Below are 16,241 nucleotides of genomic sequence, written 5' to 3' on the forward strand. Positions count from 1 at the left end.
CCGCCCCCGCGCCCGCCGCCCGGGGCGCCGCGCCCGCCACCGCCCGGTCGCCCGCCGCGCGCGGCCATGCGCGCGCGCTTCTCGTCGGCATACTTCCGGCGCTCTTCGCTCGTCGGCTTGATCTCGGGCAGGAACCAATCATCCTCGGCCCATTCGACGGGAATCTTCTCGCCGATGAACTTCTCGATGGGCTCGATCTGGAGCGCGCCCGTCTCGTCCGCCAGGCTGATGGACTTGCCGGTGGCCCCGGCGCGCGCGGTGCGGCCGATACGGTGCACGTAGTCCTCGGGGTCCTGGGGCATGTCCCAGTTGACGACGTGGGTCACTCCTTCGATGTGGAGCCCCCGCGAGGCGACGTCCGTCGCGACCAGAATGGGCAACTCGCCGTTCTTGAAGTCGTTCAGGATCTTCAGCCGCTTCTTCTGCTCCACGTCGCCGGTGAGGGCCTTGGCCTGCCAGCCGTTGCGCCCCAGGCGGTCCTCGAGGCGGCGCGCTTCTTCGCGCGTGTTGGAGAACATCAGAATGCGGCTGCCGCCTTCCCGCTTGAGGAGACCCAGCAGCAGGCTGAACTTCTCCTCGCGCCCCGCGTGATAGAGCACCTGGACGACGTTCTCGGCGGTCTTCTGCAGCGGCGTGACGGAGATCTGGGTGGGGTTGTTCATGAACTCCCAGGTCAGCTCCAGCACGCGGAAGGAGAGCGTCGCCGAGAAGAGGAAGGACTGCCGCTTCTCGGGCTTGGGCAGCTTGCGCAGGATGAAGCGCAGGTCGGCGATGAAGCCCATGTCGAACATGCGGTCGGCCTCGTCGATGACGAGGATCTCGACGCGCTGGGGCGACCAGATGTGCTGCTTGAGATAATCGATGAGGCGGCCGGGCGTGCCCACCAGGATGTCGCAGGCCTCGCTGAGATCCTCGCGCTGCTTATTGTAGTCGATGCCGCCGTACACGGCGCGGATCTTGAGCCCCGTGTGGGCGCCCAGGAGCCGGGCGTCCGCCTCGATCTGCACCACCAGCTCGCGCGTCGGCGCGATGATCAGCACGCGCGGCGCCGTCGGCCCGCTCTTGGCCGGCGCCGGATGGCGCAGGCAGCGGGTGAAGGCGGCGATCAGGAAGACCGCCGTCTTGCCGGTGCCCGTCTGGGACTGGCCCGCCACGTCCTTGCCTTTGAGCGCGAGCGGGAGCGTGCTTTCCTGGATGGGCGTCGCCGCGACGAAGCCGGCGTCGCGGATGCCGCGCATCACCGGCTCGGGCAGCTCGAGGGAGTTGAAGTCCATTGGGCTCATGGCGTGGCCTGGGGGCTCATGGCGCCGCGATCGTCTCGGCGGGCGGCGCCGGCGTCTTGCGCTTCCTGACGGCCAGGCGCGCGCAGATGATGCCGACCTCGTACAGGACGCACAGGGGGCCCGCCATCAGGGACTGGTTGATAATGTCCGGTGTCGGCGTCAGGATCGCCGCGATGACGAAATTGATCAGGACGGCGTACTTGCGGTTCTTCGAGAGGAACTGCGGCGTCACCACCCCGATCAGGGCCAGGACGGTGATCACCACCGGCAGCTCGAACACGATGCCGAAGGCCAGGGCGAATTTGATCACGAAATCGGTGTACGAGGACACCGTGATCATCGGCTTCCACCCCTTCTCCTGACCGAACGTCACCAGGAAGGTCGAGGCGAAGGGGATGACCACGAACATGGCGAAGGCGCCCCCGACCAGGAAGAGCAGCGAGCCCACGATGATGAACGGCGCCGCGTATTTCTTCTCGTGCGCGTGGAGCCCGGGAGACACGAACTTCCAGACCTGGTAGAGAAGGGCGGGCATGGAGATGAAGATGGCCAGCACCATGGCGACCTTCATCCAGGTCCAGAAGGCCTCGGTGGGGGTGGTGAAGACCAGCTCGACCTTCAGCCCGACCAGCGGCCGGGAGATGAAGCGCATGGCGGGGTCGGTGACGAAGAACGCGATCACGAGCCCGATGCCGGCGGCGCCCAGCGCCCACATAATGCGGATCCGGAGCTCGCCCAGGTGCTGCATGAACGACATCTTGCCGAGCGCGCGCTCCTGCTCGGGCTCGGACTCGGGCGCCGTCTGCTCGTCCGCCATCACCACTCCGTGAGGAAGTGCCGGAGCGCGCCCACGCCGCGGCCGAGGGCGAAACCCTCGCGGATGGCGCGCGTCACGTAAGCCTTGGCGTCGCGCACGGCCTCGCCGAGCGGCCGCCCCTGAGCCAGGCCCGCCACGATGGCGGCCGAGAAGGTGCAGCCGGTGCCGTGCGTGTTGTCGGACTCGATGCGCGGGGCCTGGAAGGCCGTGAAGTCTCGGCCGTTGTAGAGGAGGTCCACCGCGTCGCCCTTGAGGTGGCCGCCCTTGACCAGCACGTGGCGCGGCCCCAGCTTGTGGATGCGGCGCGCGGCCTCCTCCATGTCGGCCCGGCTCGACACCGGCATGCCGGCCAGCGCTTCAGCCTCGGGCAGGTTGGGCGTCACCACGAGGGCCAGGGGCAGGAGGCTCATCGTCACAGCGCGGACGGCCGCGGGCTCGAGCAGCACGTCGCCGGACTTGGCGGTCATGACCGGGTCGACCACGAGCCGCTCCACCGGATGCGCGCGCAACCCGGCCGCCACCGCTAGGACGATGGCGGCGGTGCCGAGCATGCCGCACTTGGCGGCGTCGGCGCCGAAATCGTCCAGGACGGTTGCGAGCTGGTGGGCGACGAGCGAAGGCGGCAGATACTCGACGGCCTGGACCCCCAGGGAATTCTGCGCCGTCACCGCGGTGATGACGGACATGCCGAAGACCCGGTAGGCCGAGAAGGTCTTGAGATCCGCCTGGATGCCCGCGCCGCCGCCGGAATCCGAGCCGGCGATGCTCAGGGCTTTGGGGATGGACATGGGCTCTTAGTATACGGGATGACGAGCGTGAATTCTCCCCTGACCGTGCCTGCGGCGAAGCGCTCCCGAAGCGCCTCCGGCGTGCCGCGGACGATCTCCTCGAACTGCTTGGTCAGCTCGCGGGCCACGACGATCTCGACCTGGCCGAACACCTGGCCTATCGCCTCGAGCGCGGCGAGGATGCGGTGAGGCGACTCGTAGCAGACCAGCGTCATCTCGAGCTCGCGGAGCGCCTCGAGCCTGTGGACCCGCTTGCCCGGCTTGACGGGCAGGAAGCCGTCGAACACGAAGCTGTCGGCGGGGATACCGGCGGCCGACAGCGCCGCCACCACGGCCGAGGGGCCGGGCACGGGCACCACGGGGATTCCGGCTTCTCTCGCCTCTCGGACGAGCAGAAAGCCCGGATCCGAGATGCCGGGAGTGCCCGCGTCGGTGACGAGCGCCACCGACTTGCCCTCGCTGAGCGTCTTGAGTATGGCCGGGCCCTTGGCGAGCTTGTTGTGCTCGAAGTAGCTCGTGACGGGCACGTGGATGCCGAAGTGGGTCAGCAGCGTCCGCGTGCGGCGCGTGTCCTCGCAGGCGACGAGGCCGACCTCCTTCAGGACGCGCAGGGCCCGGAGCGTGATGTCCTCGAGGTTGCCGATGGGCGTGGCGACCACGTAGAGCGTGCCGGGGGTCATGACGTGGGCTCGAGAGGCGGCGCTGGACGACGGGCTCTCATTCGAGGATCATTCTGACATGGAATTCACGGTTCGCACCCTCAGCGAGGAGCCGGAGCTCAGGGAGCGCTTCCCCGAGTTTCACCGCCAGGCCTGGCCGCGCTTCGTCCGCGAGGGCAACGGCGCGGGCCCCCTGTGGCCCCGGATCTTCACCGACTTCGCCGACTTCCAGTTCGGGCTGTGGGATGAGGCCGGCGCGCTCGTGGCAATTGGGAACTCCATCCCCTTGATCTGCGACGGCTCGATGGCTGACCTCCCGCCGGACATCCCGGAGATCCTGGAGCGGGGCGTGGCGGTGAAGCGGGACGGCCGCCGGCCGACGGCGCTCTCGGCATTGGCCGCCATCGTGGATCCCGCGCACCGGAGCCGTGGGGTGAGCCGGCCGGTGATCGAGGCCATGGGCGAGATCGCCCGGCGTCACGGCTTGAAGACCCTCGTGGCGCCGGTGCGCCCGTCGCTCAAGCAGCTCTACCCGCTCACGCCCATGGAGCGCTACGTCACCTGGACGCGCGCCGACGGCGGGTTCTTCGATCCGTGGCTCCGCGTGCACCAGCGAATGGGCGCCGAGATCATGCGGGTCGCCCCGAAGGCGATGGTGGTGACCGACACCGTTGCTCGATGGGAAGAGTGGACGGGACTGCGCTTCCCGGAGAGCGGGACGTACGTCGTCGCGGGCGCGTTCCAACCGGTGAAGATCGACGTCAGGCGCGATATCGGGCGCTACGAGGAAGCCAACGTGTGGATGCGGCATCCAATCGCCCCTCACCCCTCCCTCTCCCCAGCGGGGAGAGGGAAGTTGGAACCATAGGGGAGAGGGGAAGCTAATCGATACCCTCGCCCCCGAGAGGGGGAGAGGGCCGCAGTTCGAGCTGAGACGCCTTCGGCGAGGCGAGGGCTGAGAGGGTGAGGGGAGGCGTCAGGCGGACTGCTCTTTCGGCTCCGAGATGAGGATCGGGCGCTCGCGGCTCACGATCGCCTCGCGCGTGATGATGCACTCCTTGAGCCCCGGGAGGGATGGCAGCTCGTACATCACTTCGAGCATGACCTCCTCCAGCACCGCTCGGAGCCCCCGCGCGCCCGTGCCGCGCTTCATGGCCTCGCGGGCCACGGCGGCGACGGCGTCGTCGGTGAACTTGAGCCGCACCTTCTCGAGGTCGAAGTACTTCTGGTACTGCTTGATGATGGCGTTCTTGGGCTCTCTCAAGATACGCACGAGCGCCGCCTCGTCCAGGTCGTGGAGCGTCGCGACGACCGGCAGCCGCCCGACGAACTCGGGGATGAGGCCGTACTTGAGCATGTCCTCGGGCTGTACCATCGCCAGGAGATCGCCCACCCGCCGGTCCTCCCGGCTCTTGATCTCGGCGCCGAAGCCCATGCCGGTCTTGCCCACGCGGTTCTCGACCATCTTGTCGAGCCCGACGAACGCCCCGCCGCAGATGAAGAGCACGTTGGCCGTGTCGACCTGGATGAACTCCTGGTGCGGGTGCTTCCGCCCGCCCTGGGGCGGCACGTTGGCGACCGTGCCCTCGAGGATCTTCAGGAGCGCCTGCTGGACGCCCTCGCCCGAGACGTCGCGGGTGATGGACGGGTTCTCGCTCTTGCGCGCGATCTTGTCGATCTCGTCGATGTACACGATGCCCCGCTGGGCCCGCTCGACGTCGTAGTCCGCCGCCTGCAGCAATCGTAGGATGATGTTCTCCACGTCCTCACCGACATAGCCCGCCTCGGTCAGCGTGGTCGCGTCGGCGATGGTGAAGGGCACGTGGAGCATCTTGGCGAGGGTCTGCGCGAGCAGCGTCTTGCCGGAGCCGGTCGGGCCGATCAGCAGGATGTTCGCCTTCTGGAGCTCGACGTCGCCGGCTTCGCCGCCCGCCTCGACGCGCTTGTAGTGGTTGTGGACGGCGACGGCGAGGACCTTCTTCGCCCGCTCCTGCCCGATCACGTACTGGTCGAGCACGTTCTTGATCTCGGCGGGCTTGGGGAGGCTGCGGAGCTCCTTACTCTTCTCCTCCTCCCACTCCTCCGCGATGATGTCGTTGCAGAGCTCGATGCACTCGTCGCAGATGTAGACCGTGGGCCCCGCGATGAGCTTGCGCACATCGTTCTGGCTCTTGCCGCAGAACGAGCACTTCAGCGTCCCTCCGCCCTCGCGCGCCCGAGCCGCCATGCCCCGAGCCGCCTATCTCCCCGCCATCGCCGGCGCGCCGGCTACCGGCCTCGGGGTCGGCTTGGAGGAGATGACCTCGTCCACGATCTTGTAGTCCTTGGCCTGCTCCGCGGTCATGAAGAAGTCGCGGTCGGTGTCCCGCTGGATCTTCTCCATGGTCTGGCCCGTATGGTGGAGCAGGATGCCGTTCAGCTCCTCCCGCATCCGGAGGATCTCCCTGGCCTGGATGTCGATATCCGTCGCCTGCCCCTGGACCCCCCCGAGCGGCTGGTGGATCATGATCCGCGCGTGCGGCAGGGCGAAGCGCTTGTTCTTGGCGCCGGCCGCCAGCAGGAGCGCCCCCATCGAGGCCGCCTGGCCCATGCAGATCGTGCTGACGTCGGGCTTGATGTACTGCATGGTGTCGTAGATCGCCATGCCCGCCGTCACCGAGCCGCCCGGCGAATTGATGTACAGCGCGATGTCCTTGTCCGGGTCCTCGGCCTCGAGGAAGAGCATCTGCGCGATCACGAGGTTCGCGATCTCGTCCTCGATATAGGTCGGCAGGAAGATGATCCGCTCCTTGAGGAGACGCGAGAAGATGTCGAACGCCCGCTCGCCGCGGGGCGTCTGCTCCACCACCATTGGAACCAACGCCATGGGACGCCTCTTGGTTGCCATGCGCTCAGTGTACCCTAGGCCGCCACGGTTGACTTCGAGATGAGAAACTCCAGCGTCCGGGTCTCGCGGAGCGAGTGCCGCAGCCCGTCCAGGTCGCCGCTATCCTGCATCATCCGCCTCACGGCCGGGACAGGCCGGTTGTTGGCGACCGCGATCTTCTCCACCTCGGCGTCGACGTCGGCGTCCGTCGGGATGAGCCCCTCCTTCTCGGCGATGGCCTCGAGCACGAGCGACCGGCGCACGGCCTTCTCGGCCCCCGGCTTGAGCTCTTCCAGCAGCTTGCCGTAGTCCCAGGGCAGCTTGTCGGGGTCCATGCCCTGGCGCCTGACACGCTCGCGCGTGTGCTCGATCAGGTGGCCCACCTGGCGCAGCACCAGCGCCTCAGGCACCTCGACCGGGTGCCCCGCCAGCACGGCCTCGGTGACGGCGTCCTCGAGCGCCTGCCGGTTCTCCGCGTCCCGCCGCGCCTCAAGACCCTTCCGGACCCCCTCCTTGAGGGCGTCCAGCGTGTCGAACTGCCCCACGGTCTTGGCCAGCCCGTCGTCGAGAGCGGGGAGCACTTTCTCCTTGACCTCGGTGACCTTGACCTTTGCCTCGCCCGCCTTGCCGCGAAGCGCCTCGGTCCGGTGGTTGTCGGAGAAGCGGACGCGCGCGGTGCGCTCGCCTCCCGCTACGAGCCCGATCACAGCCTCCTCCACCTCGGGCATGACCGCGCCCGAGCCGATGAGAAACCCGTAGCCCGTCTCCGTCCGCGCGTCCATGCCCTCGGGCGTCAGCGTGTAATCCATGATCACGTGGTCGTGGAGATCGGCCGGGCGCTCCACGGCGCGGAACTCGGCGTGCTGCTCCCGCAGGTGCTCGAGCGCCTCGTCCACTTCGCGCTCCTCGAAGGGCTTGGGCGCATGCTTGACGGTCAACCCCGCGTACTGGCCGAGTGCGATGGCGGGCTTGATCTCCACCATCGCCTCGAACTTGAGCGGCGCGCCCTCCTCGAGCGTCACTTCCTTGAGGTCGGGCTCTTCCACGGGGCGGAGCTTGGTCTCCTGGAGCGCCTGGCGATAGACGTCGGGGATCAGGTTGCGGGCGACCTCCTTGCGGACGTCATCGGCGAAGTGCAGCTTGATCATGCCCGCCGGCACCTTGCCCTTGCGGAAGCCGGGAAGCTTCGCCTCCTTCTGGACGCGCTTGAAGGCCTTCTCCCACGCGTCCTGGACGACCTCCGGACCTTCTTCCACCTGCAGGCGGCGCTTGCACGCGCCGATCTCTTCGACGGCGACTTTCATTCAGGCTCCTGATGAGAAAGGCTGGTGCGAGAGGGGGGAGTCGAACCCCCACGGGTATGACCCTCTGGATCCTAAGTCCAGCGCGTCTGCCAGTTCCGCCACTCTCGCGGTGTAGGGTGAGGATACCACAAGGGCCAAGGGGGATCGAACCGCCTTTTCCCCTGTCAGAACGGGGGGTTGTCAGTCGGCCCACAAGCCGGCGGCCTAGTGAGAGGCCCGACTGGCCAGTGCTGACTTGGGAACGGGCGTCCAGGCGATCAAGGCGTCGAGCCAGCCGAGATCGCGCGCGCCGAAGGGCGGCGCGTAGAGATCACGCTGCAGGAGCCATCGCTGGACATAAAGCGCTCCGACCAGGAACTTGCGAAAATCCTGGGCGCCGTCGCGGAGTGTCTGGCCCTCACCCAGGAGCAGGCTCGCGGCCAGCAGGTGGTAGAGGAGGTCAGCCGCGGGCTTGGCCTCGAGCTCCAACTCCTCGCGGGAGAGCGCCGCCCAGCCGTCGATGCGCCGCTTGAGCGCCTCGACCGCCTGGACTACCACGTCCACCCAGGGCTTGGCCGCCGGCTCCGTCACGTGCTGGAGCCGCGAGCCGATATACGCGAAGAGGGCCTCGTGGCACTGCTCGCGCATGATGGCGCGCTGGACGTCGAGCGCCACCACTGGGGTCGCGCCCTCCCAGATGGCGCCCAGGTAGCTGTCGCGCACGAGCCGCGCGTTGACCCACTCTTCTATATAACCGTTGCCGCCGCGCACGTTCATGGCCTCGCTCGCCACGGCCCGCGCCCGCGCCGTGATCCAGCACTTGGCGATCGGCGTCCAGATACGGAAGAGCTTGCGGTCCTCGACCGAGCCGCCGTCCCAGCGGTCGAACACCGCCGCGGCGTTGAAGACGACCGAGGCCGCGGCCTCGACGTCGAGCAGCATCTCCATCAGGTTGGCGCGGAGCAGAGGCAGCGCGATGAGCGGCCCGCCGAAGGCCGCGCGGCCGCTGGCGTGGACGACGGACTCGAGGAGCGCCCGCCTCATGATCCCCGCGGCGCGCATCGCGTTGGAGAGCCGGGAGAGGTTGACCATCTCCATCATCTGCTTGAAGCCGCGGCCGACATCGCCCACCACGTACGCCACCGCGCCCTGGTACGTCACCTCGCCCGAGGCCATCGAGCGGGAGCCGAACTTGTCCTTGAGCCGGTTGATGACCCAGCCGTTCTTGGTGCCGTCCGGCAGGTACTTGGGAACGAGGAACATGCCGAGCCCCCGCGTGCCTTTGGGCGCGCCCTCGGGCCGGGCCAGCGTCAGCGCGACATCCGCGTTGGCATTGGAGCAGAACCACTTGTCGCCCCAGAGCCTCCAGGTCCCGTCGGCGCCTTTGCGCGCGAGCGTGGTCGCGGCGCCGACGTCGGAACCGCCCGTCTTCTCGGTCATCCACTGCGTCCCCTGCAGGAGCTGAGGAAAGTCGGTCGTGGTCAGGCGCGGGATCCAGGCCGCCTTGAGCTCGTCGCTCGCGTAGTGCTTCAGCATCCGCGCGGTCGAGTCCGTCATGTTGACAGGGCAGAGCAGGCCGAACTCGGACTGGGCGAAGAGGTAGGAGAGCGCGTACTTGACCGTTTGCGGCACGCGACCGGGCCAGCCGAGCACGCCGTCCCGGTGCGAGAGCGCCGCGAGGCCGAAGCGCTCAAAGGCGATGGTCTCCATGCGGCGGTAGGACGGGTGAAAGACGACCTCGTCCACGCGCCGGCCGGCCTGGTCGAAGGCGCGGAGGACCGGCGGGTTCTTGTCCGCCTGGGCTGCTAAGTCATCGAGCTCTCCGCCGGCGACCTCGCCCATCTCGACGAGGTGCGGCCGGGCGCGCTCGAAGGTCGCGGCGCCCATTACCGATTCGCAGAGGAACTGGAGGTTCCGGTCCTCCAGGAAAAAATTCATCCCCCGGGTCGTCGGCATCCCGTCTTGCGCCGGCTGCGCGCCCTTGCTCGTGAGGCTCATCGCGGCTCTCCCCTCATGACCCCGCTTATCTCAACTCGGAGCGGCGCTGTCAACTCGGCCGACGGCCGCGCCTGCGGGCGGCGAATACCCGGCAGCACTATGTTACCCTTTCCGCGACATTCGAGAGAGGCGGCGCATCCTGGCGAGAGACGTGGCGCATCCTGGGCGAAGAGATCGTGTGAGGAGAACGACATGACCGACGAGGAAGCGCGGATCCGGAGCTATCTGGAGGCGCAGGGCGCGAAGCTCTCGCCGGCCGCCATCATCGAGAAAATCCGCGCGGCGACGGCAGACCTCCGGACGGCGGCGGAGGCCATTCCGGCCGCCCGCTTCACCGAGCGCCCGGCCGCCGACGAGTGGAGCGCGAACGAGGTGATGGCGCACGTCGTCGCCGCGGGCGCCTACTTCGGTGCCGGCATCACGAGCGCCCTCGACCAGGCGCCGCCGCCGAGGCGAATGAAAGACCAGGGCGTCGCCGGCACGCCCACCCGCGCGGCGGCCGAGTGGTCGGCCCTCCTAACGCGAGATCGCGAGGCCTTGTTCGAGCGCGTGCTGCGCGCCGATCCCCTCGCCAGCCTCGAGCGCCCCATCGAGCACGGGATGTTCGGCCCGCTCAACTGGCGCGAGACCCTGCTCTTCATGCGCCTCCACGACCTGGACCACGCCGGCCAGCTTCAGAAGATCGCCGCCGCAATGACGGCGTCCCGCAGCGCCTGATGCGCGTTTCCATCTCGCTCAAGCTCGCCAACGACGATTGGCAGGCGGCGAGCGCCTATGTGGTGGAGGCGGAGCGCCTCGGCGTCGACTGCCTGTGGTCGGCCGAGGCGTGGGGACACGACGCGGCGACCCCGCTCGCCTTCATGGCGGCGCGCACCTCTCGCATCCGCCTCGGCACGGGGATCATGCAGGCGGGCACGCGCACACCCGCGCTCATCGCGATGACGGCCATGAGCCTGGCCGCAATGTCGGGCGGACGCTTCATGCTCGGGCTCGGCGTGAGCGGGCCGCAGGTCATCGAAGGGTGGCACGGAATCCGCTTCGAGCGGCCCGTAGCGCGTATGCGCGAGACGGTCGAGATCGTGCGGCGCGCAGCGCGAGGCGAGCGCCTCGCCTACAAGGGCAAGATCTACGAGCTGCCGCTGCCCGGAGGCGAGGGCAAGGCGCTCAGGTCGGCGGCACGGCCCCAGCCGGACATCCCCATCTACCTCGCCACGCTGTCACCGAGGAGCCTCGAGATGACGGGAGAGATCGCCGACGGCTGGCTCGGCACCTCCTTCATGCCCGAGCACGCGCGCGTGTTCTTCGACCACCTGGAGGCGGGCGCCGTCCGCGCGGGCCGCTCGCTCGTCCAGCTCGACCTCCAGGCGGGCGGCGTGGTCGCCTTCTCCGATGACGTCGAGCGGTTGATCCCGCCGCGCAAGCCCGGCCTCGCCTTCACGCTCGGGGCCATGGGCTCGCGCCAGCACAACTTCTACAACGACGCGTTCAAGCGGGCGGGTTACGAGGACGTCGCGGTCGAGGTCCAGCGCCTCTGGCTGGACGACCGCAGGGAAGAGGCCGCCGCGCGGGTGCCCGACGAGCTCGTGCTCAAGACCAACCTCCTCGGCACGGAGGCGATGGTGCGCAAGCGCCTCGAGGCGTATCGCCAGGCCGGGATCACCACGCTGCGCGTCGAGCCCGCGGGTGATTCGCTCGACGCACGGCTCGCCACGCTCGGGCGCCTGCTCGAGCTTGTCCGGGCCCTCTAAGGCCGGAATTCCGATATCACGGGTGAACGCAGCGAGGTCGCATGGCTCAGCTGCAGCGAAAAGACGCGGCCACTGAGGCTCCGGGCTGGTTCGGAGGGTTCCACCCGATGGGTGACTACCAGGGACTCGCTCGCCTCAATACGGACCTGGTCGAGCATCACCTCGGAACAACTTCTCGTCGGCCCGCCGAATTTGAGTACACTACTCTCGTGATGTCCATGGCGACGTTGCGCCCCGGAGACCGAGCGCCGGAGTTCACTCTGCCGGCCATCAACCAGGCGGGCGACGTTTCCCTCGCCGACTATCGCGGCAGCAGCGCCGTGCTTCTCGGCCTCTTCCGCGGCCTCCACTGCCCATTCTGCCGCCGCCAGATCTTCCAGTTCTCCGGCATCCACGACACGCTCGCCGGCATGGGCATCGCCACGGTGGCGGTATTGAACACCCAGCGCGGGCGGGCGGGACTCTACTTCCGCTACCATCCCACACGCGTGGTGCTGCTCGCCGATCCCGACGCGCGCACGCACCAGTCGTTCGGCGTGCCCACGGTCAAGCCCGACGATTCGTTTGCCGCGGTGCGCATCAACCCGACGGGGGAGCTGCCGAGCCCGCTGCATCCGATGGAGGCGAACGTCGCCTTGAACGCGAAAGACGGCTTCGTCATGACGAAGGTCGACGAAGACATTTTCGCTACGCACGGAACGCAGTTGGGCGGCCACTTCCTGATCGATCGCGACGGGATCGTGCGATGGACGCACATCGAAGCCCAGCAGGGAGTGCATGAGCTGGCGAAGTTTCCGAGCCCCACGGAGATCGTCGCGGCTGCCCGCGGCGTGGGGGGCTGACTGAACGGGAGTACGATGACGCCGTGACATGCTCACAGTGCCGGCACGACAATCGCGCCGCCGCCAAGTTCTGCGAGAACTGCGGCGCCGCCCTGCCCCGTGCGTGCGCGGGGTGCGGCACTCCGTTGCGCGCCGCCGCGAAATTCTGCGACGAGTGCGGCAAGCCCGTCACCACCGCTCCACCCGCGGCCTCCGCGGCTGCGCCGCTCCACGCGGCGCAGGCGCCGACCGGCTACACCCCCAAGCATCTCGCCGACCGCATCCTCACCTCGCGCAGCGCGCTGGAGGGCGAGCGCAAGCAGGTCACCGTCGTCTTTGTCGACTGCGTCGGCTTCACGGCGCTGTCCTCCAGGCTGGACCCGGAAGACCTGCACGGGATCATGGACGGTTGCTTCCAGCACCTGCTCGACGCCGTGCACCGCTATGAAGGCACCGTGAATCAGTTCACGGGCGATGGGATCATGGCGCTCTTCGGCGCGCCCATCGCGCACGAAGATCACGCGGCGCGCGCGGTGGCGGCGGCGTTGGCCATGCAGCAGGCGGTGCGGCAGTACGCGGAAGCGCTGCTCAGCCAGCGCGGCATCGAGTTCGCGGTGCGCATCGGCATCAACACTGGGCTTGTGGTCGTCGGCAAGATCGGCGACGACCTGCGCATGGACTACACAGCGCAGGGCGAGACGGTGAACTTGGCGGCGCGCCTGCAGCAGGCGGCGCCGCCGGGTGGCGTGCGCCTCAGCGAGGCCACGATGCGGCTCGTCGCCGGCTACTTCCTCATCGAGCCCGCGGGCGAGGTCGAGATGAAGGGGCTGCCGGCGCCCGTGCAGACCTTCACCGTCACCGGCCAGCGGAGCGGGCGCGCGCGCTTCGACCTGGCGCTGGAGCGGGGGTTGACGGCCCTCGTCGGGCGGCAGCGCGAGCTGGCCTTTCTCCGCGATGCGTTCGACAAGGCGCGGCGTGGGCGCGGCAACGTCGTGTCGGTCGTTGGCGCGGCGGGCATGGGCAAATCGCGCCTGGCCTACGAGCTGAAGCGCGGGCTCGACGAAGACGCGATCACATTCCTGTCGGCCCGCTGTCACCCGCACCGTGAGGCGCTACCGTTCAACCTCATCGCGCAGCTGCTACAGATGAATTTTCGGCTAGAGGAGGGCGAGGCCGAGAAGTCGCAGGTGCATAAAGTCGAGACGGGCGTGCGACGCCTGGACGCGAGCCTCGAGTGGACCATCCCCTACCTCAAGCACGTGCTGGCGCTGCCGGCCGTCGAGCTGGACATAGACGGCCTCGACGACGCCCAGCGCAAGCGTCGGCTCGTAGAGGCGGTGCGCGCGCTGACGCTGCGCGGGGCGCAACACCGCCCGCTCTTCCTGCTCATGGAAGACCTGCAATGGATCGACAGCAGCTCGCGCGACTACCTCGACTCCGTCGTGGACAGTCTCGCCGCGCACTCGATCCTCCTCGTGTGCACCTACCGTGAGGGCTACGCGTCCGGGTGGGAGAACCGTTCCTTCCACCAGCGGCTGGTGCTCGAGCCGTTCTCCGAGGAGGACACAGCCGAGATGGTGACGGCGCTCTTCGACCGCGCGGAGGTCGCGCCGGCGGCGCGACAGCTCATCGTGAAGCGCGCGGAGGGCAATCCACTTTTCATCGAGGAGCTGACGGGCTACCTCAGGGACCGCGGCCTGCTCACCGGCGGAGACGCGGCCGCCCTCGCCGAGGCCGAAGTGCCGTCGACTATCCTGGATCTCCTCACCGCGCGCATCGACCGGCTGCCCGATTCGGCCAAGCGCGTGCTGCAGGTGGCGGCCGTGCTCGGCCGCGAGTTTCCCTTGCCGCTGTTGGAGGCCATCGCGCCGCCCGGCCTCGACCTGTTCGCTGAGCTGGCGGTGCTGGTACGCGCCGAGCTGCTGGGCGAAACCGCGCTCTTCCCCGAGCAGCGGTACCGTTTCATGCACCTGCTCGTCCAGCAGGTGGCCTACCAGAGTCTGCTGGTGAAGTCGCGCGCGGAGCTGCATGCGCGGGCGGGCCAAGCCCTGGAAGAGCTCTACGTCGAGCGGCCGGAGGACGTTCTACAAGAATTGGCGCGGCACTACGCGAGGAGTGCCGACCGGGCGAAGGCGTTGCACTACCTCGTGCTTGCCGGCGACCGCGCCCGTAGCCTCTTCGCCTACGACGACGCCATCGCGTACTACCGGCAGGCGCTGGACGGCGCTGACGACGGCCATCGCGCGGTCGTTCTAGAAAAGCTCGGTGACGCCGCGCATGCGCACGGCAGTCTCGGCGATGCGCTTCGCGACCTCGCGGAGGCGCTCGGCCTCGTCGAGCGCGCGGGCGACCGCATTCGGGCGGCCGAGCTGCACCGCAAGCTGGGCGTGGCCACCTGGGACGCCGGCGAACGGGAGCGCGCGCTCGACCACCTCCAGCGCGGGCTCGCCGCGCTCGGCGGCGACGCCGACAACGCGGCGGCGGCGCGCCTCTACCAAGAGCTGGGGCGCATCCACTTCCGACTCGGCGACCACGATCGGGCGATGGAGTGGGCGCGACGTGCGCTGACGCTCGGCAACGCGCTGGGCGCACCGGACGTCGTCTCCCATGCGTGCAACACGCTCGGCGTGGCCATGGCCCGCGCGGGCGACATCGAGCGGGCGGCAGAGTACGTCCAGCAGAGCCTCGACACGGCGTTGGCCCACCAGCTTGGCGCCGTCGCGTGTCGTGCGTACAGCAACCTGGCCGTGATGTACGCAGCGTTCGATCACGTGCGCTCCAGCGAGTACTGCCGCGAGGGGCTGGCGCTGGCGCAGAAGATCGGCGATCAGCTCCAGCAGGCATGGCTCTTCTGCACACTCGCGGGCGGGCACTGCATGCTCGCGGGCGACTACGAGGAAGGCGTCAAGGCGGCAAAGGCGGCGGTCGAGGTGGACCGTCGTCTCGGGCAGCGCGGTCACCTACCGGTGCCGCTCATCATCCTGGCGCAGATTCATCAGTGCCGCGGCGAGCACGAGGAGAGCGCGCGGTATTATCGGGAAGCGCTCGACGTGGCGAGCGCGGTGGGAGAGCCGCAGCTGCTCTTCCCCTGTTACGATGGGCTGGCCACGCTGGCGATCGAGGCGGGCGACGAGGCAGAGGCGGAGCGGTGGCTGACCAAGAGTCGCGACGTGCAAGAGGCGACGGGATGGACCAGCGACACCTTCCTGGTCCTGCCGTTCCTCTGCTAAAGGAGCAGGACATGGCAGGCGTGGAGATCGGACAGCGCGCGCCGTCGTTTCGCCTGGCGTCGGGACAGGGCGAGGAGATCGGGCCCGAGGACTACCGGGGCAAACGCAACCTCATCGTCTGGTTCACCAAAGGCATGGCGTGTCCCTTCTGCCGCACGCACATGTCCCAACTCGCGCGCGGCTACCCGAAGATCAAGGCGCTCGGCGCCGAGATCTTGCAGGTGACGCCGACGAAGCCGGAGCGCGCGCGCTTCTATGCGCGGAACTTCTCCATCCCATTCCCGTATCTCTGCGATCCGGATTACCGCGTCCACCACGCGTGGGGCGTGGATGTCCGCCCACATTCGCTCGCCTGGTACGCGAAGGCGATCTACGGAGCGTCGAAGATCCCGAAGCCGCCGCCGGCCGAGATCGGTGACCCCAGGACAAACCTCGGTGAGATGCCCACCTTGCTTCACGATAGCGACATGGGGTTCTTCCTCCTCGATCGCGACGCGGTCGTGCGCTACAAGCTCTCCGGCGCCTACTTCGGCGAGCAGGGCGTGCGCCAGATACCGAGCACGGAGGAGATCCTGCGCGAGTTGGAGCGCTGCGCGAACCCGTCAACGGACCCCAAGCGCTCGACGTGAAGACCGGCGTCCTGGGACTCCCCGCGACATGGCTTGAGGCCAGGACGCAAGGATAAGCAGCCCGGTCATCAGGCTGTGACTAGGCAGGTCCGAGGGAGGACCCTCGGGCGAGGCGGGCC

The 16,241-nt window shown here is 68.5% G+C and carries 14 protein-coding genes and 1 tRNA gene; 6 read left to right on the top strand and 9 right to left on the bottom strand.

The window, feature by feature from the left end; all coding sequences use genetic code 11:
• From Q7W02_23740 to rsmI, 4 genes are all read right to left on the bottom strand, one after another.
• Positions 1–1,274, bottom strand: a 1,274-nt coding sequence (locus Q7W02_23740; protein MDO8479146.1) for a DEAD/DEAH box helicase, incomplete at its 3' end; no start/stop codon positions are given.
• 25 nt (positions 1,275–1,299) lie between these two features.
• Positions 1,300–2,100: a twin-arginine translocase subunit TatC gene (tatC, locus tag Q7W02_23745; GenBank protein MDO8479147.1), complete on the bottom strand. Its 801-nt coding sequence runs from the start codon at positions 2,098–2,100 to the stop codon at positions 1,300–1,302.
• Positions 2,100–2,888 carry a bifunctional hydroxymethylpyrimidine kinase/phosphomethylpyrimidine kinase gene (gene thiD, locus Q7W02_23750; protein ID MDO8479148.1) on the bottom strand — a complete coding sequence of 263 codons (789 nt, stop codon included), beginning with the start codon at positions 2,886–2,888 and terminating at the stop codon, positions 2,100–2,102. The genes tatC and thiD overlap by 1 nt, the downstream gene beginning before the upstream one ends.
• Positions 2,867–3,568, bottom strand: coding sequence for a 16S rRNA (cytidine(1402)-2'-O)-methyltransferase (rsmI, locus tag Q7W02_23755; protein ID MDO8479149.1), 702 nt, complete (start codon positions 3,566–3,568; stop codon positions 2,867–2,869). Before rsmI ends, thiD begins: the two co-directional genes overlap by 22 nt.
• Before the next feature lie 58 nt (positions 3,569–3,626).
• On the opposite strand from rsmI, the gene Q7W02_23760 reads away from it, so the two are divergent.
• On the top strand, positions 3,627–4,415 hold the full coding sequence (locus tag Q7W02_23760; GenBank protein ID MDO8479150.1) for a GNAT family N-acetyltransferase: 789 nt from the start codon (positions 3,627–3,629) through the stop codon (positions 4,413–4,415).
• A gap of 108 nt (positions 4,416–4,523) precedes the next feature.
• On the opposite strand, the gene clpX is transcribed toward Q7W02_23760, so the two are convergent.
• The 5 genes from clpX to Q7W02_23785 form a co-directional block, all read right to left on the bottom strand.
• Positions 4,524–5,774 (bottom strand): ATP-dependent Clp protease ATP-binding subunit ClpX, encoded by a 1,251-nt coding sequence (gene clpX / locus Q7W02_23765; protein MDO8479151.1) that lies wholly within the window; start codon positions 5,772–5,774, stop codon positions 4,524–4,526.
• A 12-nt stretch (positions 5,775–5,786) separates the two neighbouring features.
• On the bottom strand, positions 5,787–6,413 hold the full coding sequence (gene clpP / locus Q7W02_23770) for an ATP-dependent Clp endopeptidase proteolytic subunit ClpP (GenBank protein ID MDO8479152.1): 627 nt from the start codon (positions 6,411–6,413) through the stop codon (positions 5,787–5,789).
• A 35-nt stretch (positions 6,414–6,448) separates the two neighbouring features.
• Entirely contained in the window at positions 6,449–7,717 is a 1,269-nt protein-coding gene (gene tig / locus Q7W02_23775) for a trigger factor (protein ID MDO8479153.1), read from the bottom strand.
• Positions 7,718–7,739: 22 nt separating this feature from the next.
• Positions 7,740–7,825: transfer RNA gene (locus Q7W02_23780), tRNA-Leu, on the bottom strand.
• Between the two features lie 96 nt (positions 7,826–7,921).
• Positions 7,922–9,694 (bottom strand): acyl-CoA dehydrogenase family protein, encoded by a 1,773-nt coding sequence (locus Q7W02_23785; protein ID MDO8479154.1) that lies wholly within the window; start codon positions 9,692–9,694, stop codon positions 7,922–7,924.
• 192 nt (positions 9,695–9,886) lie between these two features.
• Between Q7W02_23785 and Q7W02_23790 the strand changes: the two genes are divergently transcribed.
• The 5 genes from Q7W02_23790 (at position 9,887) to Q7W02_23810 (ending at position 16,122) form a co-directional block, all read left to right on the top strand.
• Entirely contained in the window at positions 9,887–10,411 is a 525-nt protein-coding gene (locus tag Q7W02_23790) for a DinB family protein (GenBank protein MDO8479155.1), read from the top strand.
• Positions 10,411–11,442 carry an LLM class F420-dependent oxidoreductase gene (locus tag Q7W02_23795; GenBank protein MDO8479156.1) on the top strand — a complete coding sequence of 344 codons (1,032 nt, stop codon included), beginning with the start codon at positions 10,411–10,413 and terminating at the stop codon, positions 11,440–11,442. Before Q7W02_23790 ends, Q7W02_23795 begins: the two co-directional genes overlap by 1 nt.
• Before the next feature lie 218 nt (positions 11,443–11,660).
• Positions 11,661–12,284 (top strand): redoxin domain-containing protein, encoded by a 624-nt coding sequence (locus Q7W02_23800; protein ID MDO8479157.1) that lies wholly within the window; start codon positions 11,661–11,663, stop codon positions 12,282–12,284.
• 23 nt (positions 12,285–12,307) lie between these two features.
• A complete protein-coding gene (locus Q7W02_23805; protein MDO8479158.1) occupies positions 12,308–15,493 on the top strand; it encodes an adenylate/guanylate cyclase domain-containing protein in 3,186 nt (1,061 codons plus the stop codon).
• A gap of 11 nt (positions 15,494–15,504) precedes the next feature.
• Positions 15,505–16,122, top strand: a complete 618-nt coding sequence (locus Q7W02_23810; protein ID MDO8479159.1) for a peroxiredoxin family protein — start codon at positions 15,505–15,507, stop codon at positions 16,120–16,122.
• Positions 16,123–16,241: the final 119 nt, after the last annotated feature.

This window comes from Candidatus Rokuibacteriota bacterium (genome assembly GCA_030647435.1).
Classification (GTDB): Bacteria; Methylomirabilota; Methylomirabilia; order Rokubacteriales; family CSP1-6; genus AR37.